This window comes from Geotalea sp. SG265 (genome assembly GCF_022808985.1).
Taxonomy (GTDB): domain Bacteria; phylum Desulfobacterota; class Desulfuromonadia; order Geobacterales; family Geobacteraceae; genus Geotalea.
In genome coordinates, this window is record NZ_JAKZFT010000004.1 from 61,680 (window position 1) to 79,265 (window position 17,586).

19 protein-coding genes and 1 riboswitch are annotated in these 17,586 nt (G+C 55.8%); of the genes, 10 read left to right on the forward strand and 9 right to left on the reverse strand.

Annotated features, from left to right (window positions below):
* The first annotated feature begins 3 nt into the window (after positions 1-3).
* From carA to ML541_RS06130, 6 genes are all read left to right on the forward strand, one after another.
* The gene (gene carA / locus ML541_RS06105) at positions 4-1,131 is read left to right on the forward strand and encodes a glutamine-hydrolyzing carbamoyl-phosphate synthase small subunit (protein WP_243371702.1); all 1,128 of its coding nucleotides are present in this window, start codon (positions 4-6) and stop codon (positions 1,129-1,131) included.
* Positions 1,132-1,201: 70 nt separating this feature from the next.
* Positions 1,202-2,128, forward strand: coding sequence for a radical SAM protein (locus ML541_RS06110; protein ID WP_243371979.1), 927 nt, complete (start codon positions 1,202-1,204; stop codon positions 2,126-2,128).
* Positions 2,125-2,454 carry a DMT family protein gene (locus ML541_RS06115; protein WP_243371704.1) on the forward strand — a complete coding sequence of 110 codons (330 nt, stop codon included), beginning with the start codon at positions 2,125-2,127 and terminating at the stop codon, positions 2,452-2,454. Before ML541_RS06110 ends, ML541_RS06115 begins: the two co-directional genes overlap by 4 nt.
* A 34-nt stretch (positions 2,455-2,488) precedes the next feature.
* Positions 2,489-5,731, forward strand: coding sequence for a carbamoyl-phosphate synthase large subunit (gene carB, locus ML541_RS06120; protein ID WP_243371706.1), 3,243 nt, complete (start codon positions 2,489-2,491; stop codon positions 5,729-5,731).
* A 79-nt stretch (positions 5,732-5,810) separates the two neighbouring features.
* Positions 5,811-6,287: a transcription elongation factor GreA gene (gene greA, locus ML541_RS06125; protein ID WP_243371707.1), complete on the forward strand. Its 477-nt coding sequence runs from the start codon at positions 5,811-5,813 to the stop codon at positions 6,285-6,287.
* Between the two features lie 59 nt (positions 6,288-6,346).
* Positions 6,347-6,544 carry a DUF1858 domain-containing protein gene (locus ML541_RS06130; protein WP_243371708.1) on the forward strand — a complete coding sequence of 66 codons (198 nt, stop codon included), beginning with the start codon at positions 6,347-6,349 and terminating at the stop codon, positions 6,542-6,544.
* An 86-nt stretch (positions 6,545-6,630) separates the two neighbouring features.
* Here ML541_RS06130 and ML541_RS06135 read toward each other — a convergent pair whose 3' ends face one another.
* From ML541_RS06135 to ML541_RS06165, 7 genes are all read right to left on the reverse strand, one after another.
* Positions 6,631-7,488, reverse strand: a complete 858-nt coding sequence (locus tag ML541_RS06135; RefSeq protein WP_243371709.1) for a metal-dependent hydrolase — start codon at positions 7,486-7,488, stop codon at positions 6,631-6,633.
* Between the two features lie 117 nt (positions 7,489-7,605).
* Positions 7,606-7,899 (reverse strand): hypothetical protein, encoded by a 294-nt coding sequence (locus ML541_RS06140; RefSeq protein ID WP_243371710.1) that lies wholly within the window; start codon positions 7,897-7,899, stop codon positions 7,606-7,608.
* 196 nt (positions 7,900-8,095) lie between these two features.
* The gene (locus ML541_RS06145) at positions 8,096-8,842 is read right to left on the reverse strand and encodes a hypothetical protein (protein WP_243371711.1); all 747 of its coding nucleotides are present in this window, start codon (positions 8,840-8,842) and stop codon (positions 8,096-8,098) included.
* A gap of 89 nt (positions 8,843-8,931) precedes the next feature.
* A complete protein-coding gene (locus ML541_RS06150; protein ID WP_243371712.1) occupies positions 8,932-10,047 on the reverse strand; it encodes a glutamine amidotransferase family protein in 1,116 nt (371 codons plus the stop codon).
* A 70-nt stretch (positions 10,048-10,117) separates the two neighbouring features.
* Positions 10,118-11,395, reverse strand: coding sequence for an FAD-dependent oxidoreductase (locus ML541_RS06155; RefSeq protein ID WP_243371713.1), 1,278 nt, complete (start codon positions 11,393-11,395; stop codon positions 10,118-10,120).
* Positions 11,392-11,841 (reverse strand): 4Fe-4S dicluster domain-containing protein, encoded by a 450-nt coding sequence (locus ML541_RS06160; protein ID WP_243371714.1) that lies wholly within the window; start codon positions 11,839-11,841, stop codon positions 11,392-11,394. Before ML541_RS06160 ends, ML541_RS06155 begins: the two co-directional genes overlap by 4 nt.
* A 60-nt stretch (positions 11,842-11,901) precedes the next feature.
* Positions 11,902-13,431 carry a glutamate synthase-related protein gene (locus ML541_RS06165; protein ID WP_243371716.1) on the reverse strand — a complete coding sequence of 510 codons (1,530 nt, stop codon included), beginning with the start codon at positions 13,429-13,431 and terminating at the stop codon, positions 11,902-11,904.
* Between the two features lie 324 nt (positions 13,432-13,755).
* Here ML541_RS06165 and yhbY point away from each other — a divergent pair, with 324 nt between their 5' ends.
* Complete coding sequence (gene yhbY, locus ML541_RS06170) at positions 13,756-14,076, forward strand: ribosome assembly RNA-binding protein YhbY (protein WP_243371718.1); 321 nt, start codon at positions 13,756-13,758, stop codon at positions 14,074-14,076.
* 54 nt (positions 14,077-14,130) lie between these two features.
* On the opposite strand, the gene ML541_RS06175 is transcribed toward yhbY, so the two are convergent.
* Together ML541_RS06175 and ML541_RS06180 are read right to left on the reverse strand one after the other, a co-directional pair.
* Positions 14,131-14,703 carry a hypothetical protein gene (locus tag ML541_RS06175; protein ID WP_243371719.1) on the reverse strand — a complete coding sequence of 191 codons (573 nt, stop codon included), beginning with the start codon at positions 14,701-14,703 and terminating at the stop codon, positions 14,131-14,133.
* Between the two features lie 64 nt (positions 14,704-14,767).
* A riboswitch (cyclic di-GMP riboswitch) is annotated at positions 14,768-14,844 on the reverse strand.
* 88 nt (positions 14,845-14,932) lie between these two features.
* Positions 14,933-16,084 carry a deoxyguanosinetriphosphate triphosphohydrolase gene (locus ML541_RS06180; protein ID WP_243371721.1) on the reverse strand — a complete coding sequence of 384 codons (1,152 nt, stop codon included), beginning with the start codon at positions 16,082-16,084 and terminating at the stop codon, positions 14,933-14,935.
* Positions 16,085-16,261: 177 nt separating this feature from the next.
* Here ML541_RS06180 and rsmD point away from each other — a divergent pair, with 177 nt between their 5' ends.
* The 3 genes from rsmD to ML541_RS06195 are packed head-to-tail and all read left to right on the forward strand — an operon-like array spanning position 16,262 to position 17,544.
* The gene (gene rsmD, locus ML541_RS06185) at positions 16,262-16,825 is read left to right on the forward strand and encodes a 16S rRNA (guanine(966)-N(2))-methyltransferase RsmD (protein WP_243371723.1); all 564 of its coding nucleotides are present in this window, start codon (positions 16,262-16,264) and stop codon (positions 16,823-16,825) included.
* Positions 16,826-16,836: 11 nt separating this feature from the next.
* On the forward strand, positions 16,837-17,322 hold the full coding sequence (coaD, locus tag ML541_RS06190; RefSeq protein WP_243371724.1) for a pantetheine-phosphate adenylyltransferase: 486 nt from the start codon (positions 16,837-16,839) through the stop codon (positions 17,320-17,322).
* Between the two features lie 27 nt (positions 17,323-17,349).
* A complete protein-coding gene (locus ML541_RS06195) occupies positions 17,350-17,544 on the forward strand; it encodes a DUF1858 domain-containing protein (RefSeq protein WP_243371726.1) in 195 nt (64 codons plus the stop codon).
* The last annotated feature ends 42 nt before the right edge of the window (positions 17,545-17,586 follow it).

The window sequence follows — 17,586 nt, forward strand, 5'->3', positions numbered from 1 at the left end:
GAGATGAAAGCAGTTTTGGCGCTCGCCGACGGGCGCATCTTCAAAGGCAGATCGTTCGGCGCATCGGGGGAAGCAACCGGCGAGGTGGTCTTCAACACCGCCATGACCGGGTACCAGGAAGTTCTCACCGATCCGTCGTACAAGGGGCAGATGGTCACCATGACCTACACCCAGATGGGCAATACCGGCATCAATCCGGAAGACATCGAAAGCAAGCAGCTCTATCTTTCCGGCTTCATCGTCAAGGAATACCACGACCACTACTCCAACTGGCGCGCCACCATGAGCTTGGATGCCTATCTGAAGGAAAACGGCGTCGTTGGCATCCAGGGGCTCGACACCCGCGCCCTGACCCGGCACCTGCGAGACCATGGTGCCCAGAACGGCATCATCTCCACCACAGATTTCGATCCGGAGAGCCTGGTGAAAAAGGCCCGGGGGATCCCGAGCATGGCCGGCCTGGATCTGGCTTCCGGCGTCAGCACCGACAAGCCATATCACTGGACCCAGGGGCTGTGGGACCTGGAGGGGGGCTACCCGGAAGTCGATCCGAAAAACCTCAAGTACAAGGTGGTGGCCTACGATTTCGGCATCAAGTACAACATCCTCCGCTGCCTGGTGGATGCGGGCTGCGATGTGACGGTAGTTCCCGCCACCTTCCCGGCGGAGGAGGCGCTGGCCATGAACCCGGACGGCATCTTTCTCTCCAACGGCCCCGGTGATCCGGAGCCCCTGGTCAAGGTGCAGGAAGAGATCCGTAAGTTCGTCGGCAAGAAGCCGATCTTCGGCATCTGCCTGGGTCATCAGCTCCTGGGACTCGCCCTGGGTGGCAAAACCGTGAAGCTGAAATTCGGCAACCACGGCTCCAACTTGCCGGTCATGGATATGGAAACGCGCAAGGTGGAGATCACCGCCCAGAACCACGGCTTTGCCGTCGATCTGGATTCACTGGGTGATGTGGCCTGTCTGGGGCACGAGAACCTGAACGACCAGACCGTCGAGGGCATCAGGCACTGCAAACTGCCCATATACTCCGTCCAGCATCATCCGGAGGCGTCGCCGGGGCCGCACGACTCACACTATTTGTTTGCGCGGTTTACCCAATTGATGGAATGCCATAAGGCACTGTAAGGAGTAAGGAGTGAGGTGTGAGGAAAAGACAATGGATCAAACCTCACTCCTCGCGCCTCACTCCTCACCGATGAGCTACCTCGATCTTTTTCAATCTGGTGAATTGCTACAGCGCATCTGCGCTGCATGGCAACGGCTGCAGAGCTGCGATCTCTGCCCCCATGACTGTGGGATCAACCGGCTGTCCGGAGAAACTGGGATCTGCCGCAGCGGTGCTTTGCCCAAAATTGCCTCGGCTAATGTCCATCGGGGAGAGGAGCCGCCAATCTCCGGCAGCCGCGGCTCGGGAACGATCTTCTTTTCCAACTGCAACCTCTCCTGTCGCTTCTGCCAGAACTTCCCCATCAGCCAACTGGGCAATGGTGGAGAGCTGAGCATCCGGGAGCTGGCAGAGAAGATGCTCAAGCTGCAACGGCAACGGGTGCACAACATCAACCTGGTTACGCCAAGCCATTTTCTGCCCCAGTTTCTGGCTGCGCTGTACATAGCCATAAAGGAAGGCTTCAATCTTCCCATCGTCTGGAATTCCAACGGCTATGAGAACGTGGATGTCCTGCAGCTGCTCGACGGAGTTGTGGATATTTATCTGCCGGACATGAAATATGCGGATGATGCTCCCGCCAGAGCCCTTTCCGGCGCGCCGGGTTATGCCGGGATCAATCGTCTGGCGGTGCGCGAAATGCTGCGCCAGGTTGGCCACCTGCAGGTTGATGATGAAGGCATCGGCACCCGTGGTTTGATCGTGCGGCACCTGGTTCTGCCGAACCAGCAGGCGGGAAGCACCAAGACACTCCCCTGGATTGCCGAAAACCTTGGAGAGGCAACCCATGTGGCGCTGATGAGCCAATATTTTCCAGCCCATATGGCCTTGGCAACGCCGGGCATCGATCGGGCACTTAACGCCGATGAGTATGACGCAGCGGTGGAGGCTTTGGAGGAGGCGGGCTTGGAAAACGGCTGGGTGCAGGAGCTGGAAAAGGAGCGCCGACCGGTATGAGAACGGTTGTTCTATTGATCATCTCCAACGTCTTCATGACCTTTGCCTGGTATGCGCACCTGAAGAACCTGCAAAACCGGCACTGGCTGATAGCCGTGGTCGTCTCCTGGGGGATCGCCTTTTTCGAATACCTGGTGCAGGTCCCGGCCAACCGGATCGGCTATCGCGGCAGTTATACCCTGGCGCAGCTGAAGATCACCCAGGAGGTGATCACCTTGAGCGTCTTCGTCCCTTTCGCGGTATTGTACATGGGGGCGCCGCTCAAACTGGACTATTTATGGGCCGGATTTTGCCTCGCCGGCGCTGTTTATTTTATTTTCAGATAATGGATCGGTTTAAATCATAAAGGAGTTGTAGAGCATGCCAAAACGTACAGACATCAAGAAGATCCTCATCATCGGCGCCGGCCCCATCGTCATCGGCCAGGCGTGCGAGTTCGACTATTCCGGCACCCAGGCCTGCAAGGCGCTGAAGGAGGAAGGGTTCGAGGTGATTCTTCTCAACAGCAACCCCGCCACCATCATGACCGACCCGGATTTTGCCGATCGCACCTATATCGAGCCGGTGACGCCGGAGATCCTGGCCAAGATCATCGAGAAGGAGCGCCCCGACGCGGTCCTGCCGACCCTTGGTGGACAGACAGCTCTCAATACGGCGGTGGCCGTTGCGGAGAATGGCGTTTTGGATAAGTTTGGCGTCGAGCTGATCGGTGCGAAATTACCTGCCATCAAGAAGGCGGAAGACCGGACTCTCTTCAAGGAGGCCATGCAGCGCATCGGCCTGAGCGTTCCCCGTTCAGGTCTTGCCCACAATAGTGCCGAAGCCATGGAAATCATCAAGGAAGTGGGGTTCCCGGCCATCATCCGCCCTTCCTTCACCCTGGGTGGCACCGGCGGTGGCATCGCCTACAACATGGAGGAGTACGAGAAGATGTCGGCTGCCGGCATCGATGCCTCTCCAACCGACGAAATCCTCGTCGAAGAGTCGGTCATTGGCTGGAAGGAGTACGAGCTTGAGGTGATGCGCGACACGGCCGACAACGTGGTCATCATCTGCTCCATCGAGAACTTCGATCCCATGGGAGTGCACACGGGAGACTCCATCACCGTCGCCCCAGCCCAGACCCTGACCGACAAGGAATACCAGATCCTCCGCGACGCCTCCTTGAAGATCATCCGCGAAATCGGCGTCGATACGGGTGGATCAAACATCCAGTTCGGAATCAACCCGAGAAACGGCCGCCTGGTGGTCATCGAGATGAATCCACGCGTCTCCCGCTCCTCCGCCCTTGCTTCAAAGGCGACCGGCTTCCCCATCGCCAAGATCGCGGCCAAACTGGCGGTGGGTTATACCCTGGACGAAATCACCAACGACATCACCCGGGAGACCCCTGCCTGCTTCGAGCCGACCATCGACTATGTGGTGACCAAGGTTCCCCGCTTCACCTTCGAGAAATTCCCCGCAGCAGACTCAATCCTCACAACGCAGATGAAGTCGGTGGGAGAGGTTATGGCCATTGGCCGGACCTTCAAGGAATCCCTGCAGAAGGCGCTCCGTTCCCTGGAGATCGGCTCCTGCGGCTTCGAATCGCGGCTCTTCGACATTACCGCCGAGACCCGCCGAGCGCTGACCGGCAAGGAGCAGCAGCTCCTCATGGAAAAGCTGCGCACCCCCAACTGGGAGCGGCTCTGGTACCTTGGAGATGCCTTCAGGAGCGGTATGACCGTCGAGGAAATCTTTGCCGCCACTGCTTTTGATCCCTGGTTTCTCCACAACATCCGGCAGATCATCGATAAAGAGGATGAACTGAAAAAGGTCGAGCTGAAAAACTCGGCCGAATTGAAGGATATTGTTCTGGATGCCAAGCAGTACGGCTTCTCAGACAAATTTCTTGGCAGACTCTGGGGCAAAACCGAGGAAGAAGTGCGGGCGCTGCGCCTGTCGTTGGGTGTCAAGCCCGTATTCAAGCGTGTTGATACCTGTGCCGCCGAATTCGTTGCCTACACCCCATATTTGTACTCCACCTATGAGGAGGAATGCGAGGCGGAGGCAACCGACAAGAAGAAGATCATGATCCTGGGGGGCGGCCCGAACCGCATCGGCCAGGGGATCGAGTTCGACTACTGCTGCGTTCACGGGGTCTTTGCCCTGGCCGAAGCCGGTTATGAAACGATCATGGTCAACTGCAACCCGGAAACCGTCTCCACCGATTACGACACCTCCGACCGCCTCTATTTCGAGCCCCTCACCTATGAAGATGTGTTGAATATCGTCCAGTTGGAGAAGCCGGAGGGGGTTATCGTCCAATTCGGCGGCCAGACGCCACTGAAGCTGGCTGTGGCCCTGGAGAAGGCAGGCGTTCCCATCATCGGCACCTCTCCTGATGCCATCGACCGTGCCGAGGACCGGGAGCGCTTCCAGGAGATGCTCCACAAGCTCGGCCTGCGCCAGCCTGAAAACGGCACCGCCCGCTCCTTCGAGGAGGCGGAAAAAGTGGCCGATCGCATCGGCTATCCGGTCGTCGTCCGCCCCTCCTACGTTCTCGGCGGCCGCGCCATGGAGATCGTCTACGACGTGGACAACCTGCGCCGCTACATGACCACTGCGGTGCAGGCGTCACCGGAGCATCCCATCCTCATCGACAAGTTCCTGGACGAAGCCATCGAAATTGACGTGGACGCCCTCTGCGACGGCACCGAAGCGGTCATCGGCGGCATCATGGAGCACATCGAGGAGGCAGGCATCCACTCCGGCGACTCCGCCTGTTCGCTCCCCCCCTACTCCATCTCCCGTGCCATTACCGATGAAATCCGGCGCCAGACGAAGCTGATGGCCCTGGAGCTGAATGTCAGGGGGCTCATGAACGTCCAGTATGCTGTAAAGGATGATGTCATTTATATTCTGGAAGTGAATCCCCGTGCATCCCGTACCGCCCCCTTTGTCTCCAAGGCCACCGGCAGGCCACTGGCCAAACTGGCAGCCCTGATCATGAGCGGCAAAACCCTTAAGGAACTGGGTATTACCGATGAAATCCAACCGAAGCATGTTTCCGTTAAGGAAGCGGTGTTTCCCTTCGTCAAGTTCCCCGGCGTCGATACCATCCTTGGTCCGGAGATGAAGTCCACCGGCGAAGTCATGGGCATCGACGACAATTTCGCCATGGCCTTCGCCAAGGCCCAGTTGGGAGCAGGAGTCAAGCTCCCCATGAGTGGCAAAGTCTTCATAAGTGTGCGCGATGCCGACAAAAAACATATTGTCACTGCCGCAAAAAAACTGTATGATAATGGCTTTGAGCTGGTGGCAACTCGCGGAACTGCGTCTTATCTGCAGGAAAAGGGCATCCCGGTTCAGATTATCAATAAGGTGTTGGAAGGCCGGCCCCACATCGTCGATGCCATCAAGAACAACGAGATCTGCATGGTCATCAACACCACCCAGGGTGCCCAGGCGGTTGCCGATTCATTCTCTATCCGTCGCAATACCCTGCTCCACAACATCGCCTACTACACCACCGCGTCGGGGGCAAAGGCGGTCGTTGACGGCATTATCGCCATGGGTCAGGAAGAACTGACCGTAAAACCGATTCAGGATTACCTGAACTAATCTCTCAAAACTAATTCGGAAGTGTTATGGGGCGGCTCAATGGGCTGCCCCGTAAAGTTACTGAAGGAGTAATACCACAATGTCACAGTCCGTACCGTTAACCAAAGAAAGCTACGAGTGCCTGCAGGAAGAGCTGAAACGGCTCATCAAGGAAGAGCGCCCCAAGGTGATACAGGACATCGCCGAAGCCAGGTCCCATGGTGACCTCTCCGAAAACGCCGAGTACGATGCGGCCAAGCACCGCCAGGGCTTCATCGAAGGCCGAATCCTTGAGCTGCAGGATAAGCTGGCTCGGGCCTACGTGGTAGATCTCTCCAACCTCAAGCCGGACAAGGTCGTTTTCGGGGCTACCGTCACCGTCTACGATACCGCCAGCGAAGAGGAAGTGACGTACAAGATCGTCGGTGAGGACGAAGCGGACATCAAGCTGGGCAAGATCTCCTGCACCTCCCCCGTCGGCAAGGCCTTCATCGGCCACAAGCTGGATGACACCGTCAAGGTCAACGTCCCATCAGGCCTGAGGGAATACGAAATCATCGATATCAAGTACGAATAGTCAGTTAATGGTTGATAGTGATTGGTAACTGGCAAAACAATCAAAGAGCGAGGTAGAAAATGAGTCAACAAATTACCAAGGATATGACTTTTGCCCAGGTGATGCGCCTGCATCCAGACGTGGTGAAGGTGCTGGCAAAATACAATCTCGGCTGCGTCGGCTGCATGGGCGCCCAGAACGAGTCCCTGGAGCAGGGCTGCAACGCCCATGGGCTCAACGTTGACGATGTGGTCAAGGACCTGAATGCAATTTTCTAGGCCCTGCACGCTGTTATTCCCTCACAAAAAAGCCGCAGTCTGCTCCGCGCTGACTGCGGCTTTTCTCGTTTTGTTCCTCTGATTTTTTATTTTGTCTGCATGGTCAGCTTTGCCTGCGGCCAGCTGAATGTTTCATTGACCTGCAGCACCTTGATGGTCGTAGCTGGGCTGGCCTTTTTCGCTTCAGCGACGAACTCTGGAGCAGTGCCCGTCAGGATCGGCAAGGCCCCGAAGTGCATGGGAATGGCCAGATCCGGGCTCACCAGCTTTACGGCCATGGCGGCCCGGCGTGGCCCCATGGTGAAGCGGTCGCCGATGCAGACCATCATGATATCGACCTTGCCGTATTCTTTGACCAGCGCCATGTCGCTGAAAAGATCCGTGTCCCCTGTATGGTAGATGGTTGGCCCATTCTTGATGCTGACCACCACGCCCCCCGGATTACCTGCATATTGCAGTCCTCTGGGATAACTGCTATTGGCAGGAGGCTCAATGGACGAGCTATGCAGAGCGGGCACGAAAGCCACTTTCACCTCACCATCCAAAAGGGAAACCTCTCCACCGAAGTTGCCGGTGGTGCCAAAACCGAACTGCTTCTCTGGAAAGCCGCCATACTGCACCATCGCCTTGCCCAGATCGAAGCTGGCCACCAGCTGGGCACCGGTTTTTTTGGCGATTTCAGTGCTGTCCCCAACATGATCGAAATGGCCATGGGTCACCAGGACCAGGTCTGCCTTTTTAATAGCGGCCAGAATTTCCTTTCCCTTGCTGTTTCCAGGATTGTTGATCCAGGGGTCCATATAGAGGACCTTGCCCGAGGGAGTAGTGATCCTGAAAGCTGACTGGCCATACCAGGTGATTTCCGTGGATGGAGCCGCCAGGGCGGTGGACAGAAGTGAGCTGATAAAACCAGCAGTTAAAAGAAGCAGTCGCAACAAATTCATGTTTCCTCCTTGATGGGCAAGATTTACAGCAGAATTAAAGTCGCCGTAAAAGATTATCATTTCATACCAGGTTTTCCAGGGGTTATGGAAGGCTATAGGGCATCCGGAAGTCCATCGCTAAAGATGGCAATGTACCACAGCCATTCCCTTATCCTGGGGATTAAAGCCCAAGCCGGGTTTGGCAAATACGTCCCCCGTCTCCCCCAGATCCGCCATCCTTGCGACCTCAAAAAGTTTTCCGAAAATAGTTGCTCCGGTCTCGCTCTCTCCGCCCGTTTGAACGCCGCGCAGCACTTCATTTCCTGCTGTGCTGATTCCATGACACTGGGGCTCAACGATACGCAGCCGGCCATTATAGATGAACCGGAGTACGGCCCTTTTCCTGATTGCTTCACAAATGATCCTGTTCACGTTGCACCTCCGGCAGGATATTTCTGTTTCAATTATAACAACCTGTCATACACTATTTCATATACGGTTTAATAGCTTAAAAGGCCATTCAGCTCGGGAAGGTAGCTCCGGTTTGGCCAAGACGGTGCAATAAAAAAAGCCGCTGCCAGACAAACTGGCAAAGCGGCTTCTCGAAGGTTAGATGATGCAGATACAATTAACGCGGCATGGGACAGTACATGTTGCCGTAGGGGCGCTTGCTCTTCGGCAGCACCTTGACGAATTTCTCCTTCATCACTTCCTTCAGGTCCAGCTTGAAGTCGGCACAGTATTCCTTGAGGTACGACTCCAACTCCTTCTTGTCCTCGGCGGTCAGATCGAAGACCCCAACCTCGGGTGACAGTTTGCCTTCGTCCACGCCGCCCCTGACGTAGATGACGCCGCCATGCATGCCGGTGCCGAAGCGGAAGCCGTGTTTAGCTTTATCGGGGCTGTCGGTGAACATGCCGAGGAGGATCAGCACCCCACCGGCCATGTATTCGCCGAAAAAGTCGCCTGCCTTGCCGCCGGCAATGAGAACCGGCCTGTTTTCATTGTAGGACTTCATGTGAATGCCCACCCGGTAGCCCACGTCCTTGAGGATGTGGATGCGGCCACCACGCATGCCGTAGCCGAGCACGTCCCCTGCATGGCCGTGAACAACGACCCGACCGGCATTCATGGTGTTGCCGATGTTGTCCTGGGCATTGTCCTTGACTACGATGGTCGCTCCATTCATGAAGGCACCCAGGTCATTGCCCGGAACGCCGTTGACGGTAATGGTGATGGGCTTGTTGATGCCGTCGCCAATGAAGTACTGGCCGTTGACGTTGACAAGCTCCAGTTTGTCGGCCCCGCCGGCCACAGCTTCACGGATCTTGGTGTTAAGGTCCCGATAATATACGCCATTCGCGTCGATTTTCATTTCTCACTCCTGTTAGAAGCAGTTCTATGTTCTAGGTTCTATGTTTTTGGTTGTAACCTAGAACCTGGAACATAGAACTTAGAACATGTTTAAATGACACCCGGGTTCAGCTTGGCCACCACCGGCTCACCGCCGCGGGGGGACCAGACATAATCTGGGGCGGGACAGATTTCGCGGATGGCCGCTTCTTCCGAAGCCATGTAGACGAAGTCGTCCTTGGTGGCGCAGACCAGCGGCCGGAGTTTAACGCGGTCGTTGAGGCCGATCAGGCCGTCGTTGCTTGCAAAGAGGATGGCAAAGGGACCATTGAGGAGGCCGCTGCCGTATACCTGGCGGATGGCGGTCATCAGTTGGCGGTCCTCTTCAGGGAGACGATCGATCATGTCCCAGAAAGGGGCGGCCAGGGCCATACTGGCAAGTTCAGGGCTCAGTCCGTGCTTGCGGATGAGCAGGTCGAGCATGTAGGCGACGACCTCGGTATCTGTGAGCATGGTGCAGAGATAGCCGTACATCTCCAGGTAGCGCTTGTTGATGCCGTAGGAGGAAATCTCGCCGTTATGGACGATGGACCAGTCCAAAAGCGTGAAAGGATGCGCTCCCCCCCACCAGCCGGGGGTGTTGGTCGGGAAGCGGTTGTGGGCGGTCCAGATATAGCCTTTGTACTCCTCAAGGCGAAAGAAATCGGCAATCTCTTCGGGATATCCGACCCCTTTGAAAGCCCCCATGTTCTTGCCCGAGGAAACGACGAAGGCGCCTTCAATCTCATTGTTGATGCGCATCACATGGCCGACGATTATGTCTTCCACTGTCATCTTCTGGAATTCAACGGCCTCCTTGTAATCGGCCGTTTCCAGCGGTTTGACGAAGTAACGCTTGAAGGCCGGCGGATTGGCAATGGCTGCGACACGCCGTGTGGGAATCTCTTCCTGGTGCTCGACGAAGAAATGCTGCTCCAGGTATTCCTCGGTCAATTGCAGGGCAAGCCCGCTTTCGTACATGAGATGGAAGGCATAGAAATCCTTGTATCCGGGGTAAATGCCATAAGCGGCAAAACCGCCACCGAGGCCGTTGCCCCGATCATGCATGAGGGCGATGGATTTAATGATGACATCGCCTTCCACCAGTTTCCCTGACTTGGAAATGAAGCCGGTAAGGCCGCAGTTGGAGATGTCCTTTTGAAAGTTGTGCGTTGGTTTATGTTTCATGAGGTGCAAATCCTCCGTTTAATCGGTACGACAGCTGTACTGGCGCAGGCGGTTACGTCGCGCCGCAGGGTCAGGCTACTTTCCCCTGGGGAGCAAAGAGGGTGCTGCGGATCTCCTTAGTCAGCTGGGCAAAGCCGAAATCCGTGGCCAGGAGCTGGCCCTTGAACGGGGTCACGTCCACCTTCTCCCGGATCAGTCCGGCGAAAATGCCGGCCCGGTCCACTGCTCCCACGAGGACGGCGCCGACGACGATTTTGCCTTGGAGCACTACCTTGCGGTACTGGTACTTTTCCTGATCCAGGTAGGTGAGGATCTCGAACTTCTTTTCGTCCTGGGGATTGGTAATGCCCATGGAGATGGTCGGCACTTTAAAGAGCTCGATGGAATTCATGGCCAGACCGCCCGCATAACCCTTTTCGCTGCCGGCCATGGCGGCGCCTGCCACATCACCCTGAATATAAGCATCGGGCCAGATTGGCATGGGATTCTTGCTCTTGGTGAAGAAATCGGCCGCTTCGGCAACGTCGCCGGCGGCAAAAATCCCTTTTACCGAGGTCTCCATCCGGTCATCAACGACGACGCCGCGATTGACCTCGATACCGCTCCCGGACAGGAAAGAGGCGGCAGGACGGACCCCGATGGCAACGATAACGGTGTCGCAGGGTATGAAGTCGCCGGATTTGAGCGTTACGCCGGTTATCTCGGCACCTTCTCCCTCGATCTTCACCACCGTATCCTCGGTGATGACGTCGATGCCGTTGGCCTTCATCTTCTTGGCAACGATACGGCCGGCAGTGCGGTCAAAGGCGGCGGAGAGGATACGGTCGGCCAACTCGATGATGGTTACCTTCTTGTCGATCTGGTAGAGCCCTTCGGCAGCCTTGAGGCCGATGAGACCGCCGCCGATGACGACGACCCGCTTGATGTCGTAGGCAAGCTCCTTGAGCTTGGCCGCATCATCCCAGGTGGTGAAGGTGAAGATCTTTTTCTTTCCCTGCAGTCCTTCGATGGGGGGCACAAAAGGATCGCCTCCGGTGGCGATAAGCAGCTTGTCGAAGGCGATGGTTTCATTGGAAGACAGCTTCACCTGCTTCTTCTTGCTGTCCACGGCAACAACCTCTGCGCTCAGGCGGAGATCCACGCTGTTCTTCGCGTAGAAATCCTCCGGCAGGTAGGCCATCTTTTTTTCCGTGATGGTGCCGCCAAGGAGGTAGGAAATGAGGGGACGACCGTAGGCGATGCGGTTTTCCCGGGAAAGGACCGTGATGCTTCCCTTGTCGTCTTGGTTGCGGATGCTTCTGATGGCGCCTGTTGCAGCGACCGAGTTGCCGATGATGACGTATTTCATTTCTGATTCCCCTCCTTGTAGACAAGGGCTCTGTTCGGGCATGCGTCAACACAGGCCGGGCTCTTCCGGTCAGGGCAGAGATCACACTTGTTGCCCTTCTTCTTCTCCAGGTTCCGCTGCACCGCTCCATAAGGACAGGCCATGACGCACGACCAGCAGCCGACGCATTTTTCCGTATCCATAAAGACCCTGCCGTCGTCCAGTTTCTGGATGGCACCGGAGATACAGGCCCTGAGACAGTCGGGCTCGTCGCAGTGGCGGCAGTTGGTGGAGAAGGAGACGACTCCACCATCGATTTCCTCGACAGTACAGCGGGCGATGGGGCGCTCCGCCTCATGGAGGAAGGCCTTGATGGGATCTTTTGATTTGGAGTGCTCGGTGATGCAGGCCACCTCGCAGAGATGACAACCGATGCAGGCGTCTTCGATGCTATAGATTCGTTTCATTGCAGTTCCTCTTATCATTTCCATAGGGCTTACAGGACCTGTAGGACTCATAGATCCTATTTAATCCCCTGCGGCCATGACACCTAATAGATTCATATCCTTTTCAGAAAGCCCAACCGCGCGCAGCTTGTATCGGTTGCCACGCAGGGACTCCAGGGCGTTCAGACCCATGCCGCCGAGAATTTCCTTCATCTCGTGCCCCCAGGCATGAACCAGGTTCACGAGCCTTTCGGCACCAATTTCAGGGTTAAGCCGCTTGGCAAGGTACGGATCGTTGGTGGTGATCCCCCACGGGCATTTGCCGGTGTAGCAGCGCTGGCAGAGGGTGCAGCCCATGGCCAGCAAGGTGGAGGTTCCCAGATTGATGGCATCGGCACCCAGGGCGATGGCTTTAATGGCATCGCCGGAGTTTCTCACGCCACCGCCAACAACGATGGAGACCTCGTTCCTGATCCCTTCGTCACGCAGCCGGGCATCTACCGCAGCCAGGGCCAACTCCATGGGCATACCCACGTTGTCGCGAATGACCTGGGGTGCGGCACCGGTACCCCCACGAAAGCCGTCGATGGTGATGATGTCGGCACCTGCACGGGCAACACCGGATGCAATGGCCGCCACATGATGAACGGCTGCGATCTTGACCGAAACGGGTTTCTCGTAGTTGGTAGCCTCTTTCAAGGCGTAGATCAGCTGGCGCAGGTCCTCGATGGAATAGATGTCATGGTGCGGCGCCGGGGAGATGGCGTCGGAGCCCATGGGGATCATGCGGGTCTCGGAGATCTCGTCGTTGACCTTTTCCCCTGGCAGATGGCCGCCTATCCCCGGCTTTGCCCCCTGCCCCACCTTGATCTCAATGCCGACGCCGGCATTGAGGTATTGCTCGCTGACGCCGAAGCGGCCGGAGGCCACCTGAACGATGACATTCTTGCCGTATTTATAGAGGTCCTTGTGCAGTCCGCCTTCGCCGGTATTGTAGATCGTTCCCAGCTCCTGGGCGGCGGCAGCCATGGCCCGATGGGCATTGAGGTTGAGGGCGCCGTAGCTCATGGCAGAAAAGATGAAGGGGTATTCCAGCTTCAGCTGCGGCGAAAGCTTGGTCTTCAGGGTCGGCTTGCCGCTCTTCTTGTCGTGGACCACCTCGATGGAGTGGGGCTTCTTACCCAGGTAGGTCCGGAGTTCCATGGGTTCCCGCAGCGGGTCGATGGAAGGATTGGTAACCTGGGAAGCATCCAGCAGCAGGTGATCCCAGTAAATGGGGTATTTTGCCGGATTGCCCATTGCGGCCAGGAGAATGCCACCCGTATCGGCCTGGGCGTAGAGATTGCGGATATGGGCCGTGGACCAGGACTCGTTCTTCTTGAAGACTTCCTCGTTGGCCCGAATAGTGATGGCGCCGGTCGGACAGAGGGCGGAACAGCGGCGGCAGCCGATACAGCTGGAGTTATCCTCGACCAGGACGTTTTCTTCCTCCACGTAGGAATGGACACCATAGGAACATTGACGAACACAGACCTTGCAGCGGATGCACTTGGCATCGCTCCTGTCGATGACAAACTCGTTGAACGACTCGTTGACAGTTTTATAAAGCACCTTTACCTCCCGGACCAGATACAGCGGTTTGCATCAGCAGCTTCGTTGCAGCCACAGTTATGCCAAATTCATGCCACTCACCCCATATACCCCACAACCATGCATAACTAGCGATTTTAGCGGCACGAACCATTAAATCAACCTTATATAAGCTGACAACCCCTTTTCCCAATCACAAAAACTGAGTACCCAAAGCACATACAGTATTTCTATTTTTTACACGAAAGATGACAGCGAAGCCTGCCGCACCACAATACATTTGCCTTAGGCGGCTGGAGATGTTAATAATCCATATCAAACTTTATGTATGACGGGGAATGGGAAATGCTGACAGGAAAACAGAAACGATATCTCAGGGGGCTGGGACACCCGCTGAAGGCGGTGATCACCATCGGCAAGGGTGACATTAATGAGTCCCTGATCAAGGAAACGACGGAAGCGCTTGCCGCCCACGAACTGATCAAGGTGAAAATGCTCGACAGCTGCCTGGTTGATCGGCATGAGGCTGCTGCCGAACTAGCCGAGTCGTGCAATGCAGAAGTGGCCCAGGTCCTGGGAAGGACCTTTCTTCTCTATAAACGGTCGGACAAACCGGCCATCGAACTCCCTGCGGAAAAAGGAAGCAAAAAAACCTCTGCCAAATAGACAAGGCGGGGTGGAATGCCCCGCCTTGTTATTTCATTTCAACACGCCCAAGGTTCAGTCGTCATCGCGACCGTGCCTCCGTTCGTGTTTCTCCCACTTGCGCTCGTCCTTTTCCCACCTGCGTTCTTCCTTCATACGCTCGTGCTCTTCTTTGCGGCGCTCCTTCATTTCGTGCTTGTCGGGCCGGAAGTGTCTGCCGCGGTAATGATCCTCATCCCCACGGTAGCGACGGTATTCTTCATCCCTGATGTAGCGAATTCTTTCGAATTTTTGTCGGCGGAGTCCCGGCGGCAGCCGCCGGTACGAGGTAACGACCCATGGACCGTTGTAGCGTGGGGAATAGTACCAGTTATTATTGCGATACACATAATATCTGTTGGAAATGTAGAACATGTCGTAGGGCACCCCCACGGCAACATAAAAGCCCAATGCAGACGGCACGATGAACTCGGGTGGCTCATCGACGACGAAATCCACCGGCGGTGCGGGGGCTACGGGAACGGGAACCGGAACGGCAGTCCTTCCCCCGCCATTGCCGATGTTGATGTTCATATCGAACCCCACCTGAGCAAATACTGGTTGCGCCGCCAGGACTGCCATGACCGGCACCAAAAGCAGTTTCTTCATAAACTCTCCTTTCTGTTGATGCCCCTGAAAACAAAAAAACCGGGGCCGATATCATAATTGATATTTCGGCAACCCGGCTGTCTTCTTGAGACCCTGTAGGCTTTCCGTCCCATCTTCGCAGATGGTTTAGTATTATCGTCTATCGAAGCACTGCAATTTTTTGCTCTAGACAAAATCTATCCCATAAATATTTCGTCCGTCAAGTGATTTCTCTCACGATAAAACCCGCTTATACCCTTTCGTATGGCTCGAACAGCCGCTTGAACTCATCGAGGGCGAAACGGTCGGTCATGCCGGCGATGTAATCGCAGACCACCCGCTCCCGCCCTTCCCGCTCCATCTTCTCCATGTACTTACGGGGCAGCAGGGTCGGGTGAGAAATGTAGACATCGAAAAGCTGGGAAAGGTAGCGCTCCGCCTTCACCCGCATCCGCTCCACCTTGTAGTGATGATAAAGGTTATCCATGAGGAATAGCTTCAAGCGGCGGTTCTTCTCTGCCACCTGGGGGCTGAAGGAAACCACTTGGACATTGATCCTGCGCAGATCGTCCATGGTCTTGATGTTGTTGGCAGCGATGCAGGCAAGGGTTGTGTTGGTAATGTCGGTGATGAGCAGACCGATGATGGAGCTGATGGTCTGGCATTTAAGCCTTTCCGGATCGATTCCCGGATGTTGCCGGGCCATGGGCTCCCACACCTCCCGCCACAGGTCGACGCTCTCCAACTGCTCCAGAGTTATGTAACCCTTCTTGAGCCCGTCGTCGATGTCGTGGTTGTTGTAGGCAATCTCGTCCGCAAAGTTCATCAGCTGAGCCTCTATGGTCGGCACTACCCCGGGGAGGAATTCGGCTATGCTCCCCTCGGGCCTGTCGTAGGGGGATGAATGTTTGATTATCCCCTCGCGAACCTCCCACGACAGGTTCAAGCCGTTGAAATCCAGATACCGCTCTTCCAGTTCATCCACCACCCGCAACGACTGCAGGTTATGTTCAAAGCCGCCGAAGCCCTTCATCAGGCGGTTCAGGACCTCCTCCCCTGTATGGCCGAAGGGAGTATGCCCCAGATCGTGGGCAAGGGCCAGGGCCTCGGTCAACTCCTCGTTCAGTTTGAGTCTGCGGGCAATGCCCTTGGCGATCTGTGCCACTTCAAGGGAATGGGTAAGCCTGGTGCGGTAGTAATCCCCCTCGTGATTGACGAAGACCTGCGTTTTGTATTCCAGGCGTCTGAAAGCAGCGCAATGGATGATCCTGTCCCGGTCGCGCTCGAAGGCGGGGCGGTCGTCGCGCAACTCCTCCACATATCTGCGCCCGCGGGACAAGGAGCTTTTTGCCGCATAGCCGGCCAGGTCTGGTCTTTCCATTACATTTGCAGCTACAGGCATGGATATTTCCTCCAATTGAAAGAATATTTAATAGCAGACAGGGAGTGTGTCAATGGCAAACTTCCCCTTGACGGCGCGGAGCCGTTCATGGTAGCTTTTTAACCTTTTAAAAAATACCGTTCTATAATACCATGTGAGCCGAACAAGGCAAAAAATGGTTTTTGGAGAGATTGGCCATTGCGCATCATAAGCGGTTCCGCAAAGGGACGAAAACTTGTTGCACCCAAAGGGATGCGGGTACGGCCGACTGCGGACCGGGTAAAGGAAGCGCTGTTCAATATCATTGCAAACCTCTATAATGACCTGTCAGAGGTATGGACTCTGGATATTTTCGCCGGAACCGGCAGTGTCGGCATGGAAATGCTGAGCCGGGGCGGAGCATACACCGTATTCATAGACAATCACCGCCAGTCCGCAGCGATGATTGCAAAGAATCTGGAAATGCTCGGTTTCGCGCCCAGATCCCGCATCGTGATCGAGGAGGCACTGGTTGCCTTACCGCTGCTGGAAAAGAAGGGGGAGAGGTTCGGTCTGGTGTTCCTCGACCCCCCCTACGACAAGGGACTTACAGAGAAGGTTCTCGATTACCTGTCCCACTCTTCGATTCTTACTGACGATGGGATTGTCGTAGCAGAGTTTTCAGCAAAGGAAGATATACCAGCCGGTTTCGGCCCGCTGCAACAGTTTGACAGAAGGGTTTACGGAGATACCGTACTGGCGTTTTTCAATCAATCACCATAAAGGACAGTGCCATGCCCCTGAAAATAGCTGTTTATCCCGGGTCGTTCGATCCGATTACCTATGGTCACCTGGACATCATCGAACGGGGCCTGAAGATATTCGATAAAATCGTAGTCGCCGTAGCAAAGAACTCGGAAAAGAGCTCCCTCTTCACCACTGATGAGAGGATCGCCCTGATCAGGGAAGTCCTCGGCGACAACGACCGGGCAAAGGTGGATACCTTCAACGGCCTTCTGGTGGACTACGTGCGCGCCCAAGGGGCAACGGTCATAATCCGGGGCTTAAGGGCTGTTTCCGATTTCGAGTATGAATTCCAGCTGGCCCAGATGAACAGAAGCATCACGCAGGATGTGGAGACGCTCTTCATGATGACATCAGTCCCCTACAGCTACCTCTCCTCATCCATCGTCAAGGAGGTCAGCTCCCTTAACGGTCCTATAGAAGGCCTTGTCCCTCCCATCATCAAAAAGGCCCTTGACGCCAAATTCAACCGATGAAGCGGGCAAATGCAAGGAGAAACAACCATGATCGACAAAGAGATGACCATCGGTGACATTATCCGCAGATTCCCTGCAACGCTCCCCATCTTCGAACGTTACGGACTCGATTGCCACGAGTGCCAGATTGCCGATTTCGAGGCGGTGGAACATGGCGCCTCGGTACACAAGGTTGATATAGACAAACTCATCCGGGAACTGAACGAAGCCATTCACCCCTAGCAGGCCGGCAACCAGCCTGTCCATCTCCCCCCGCGCCCCTCC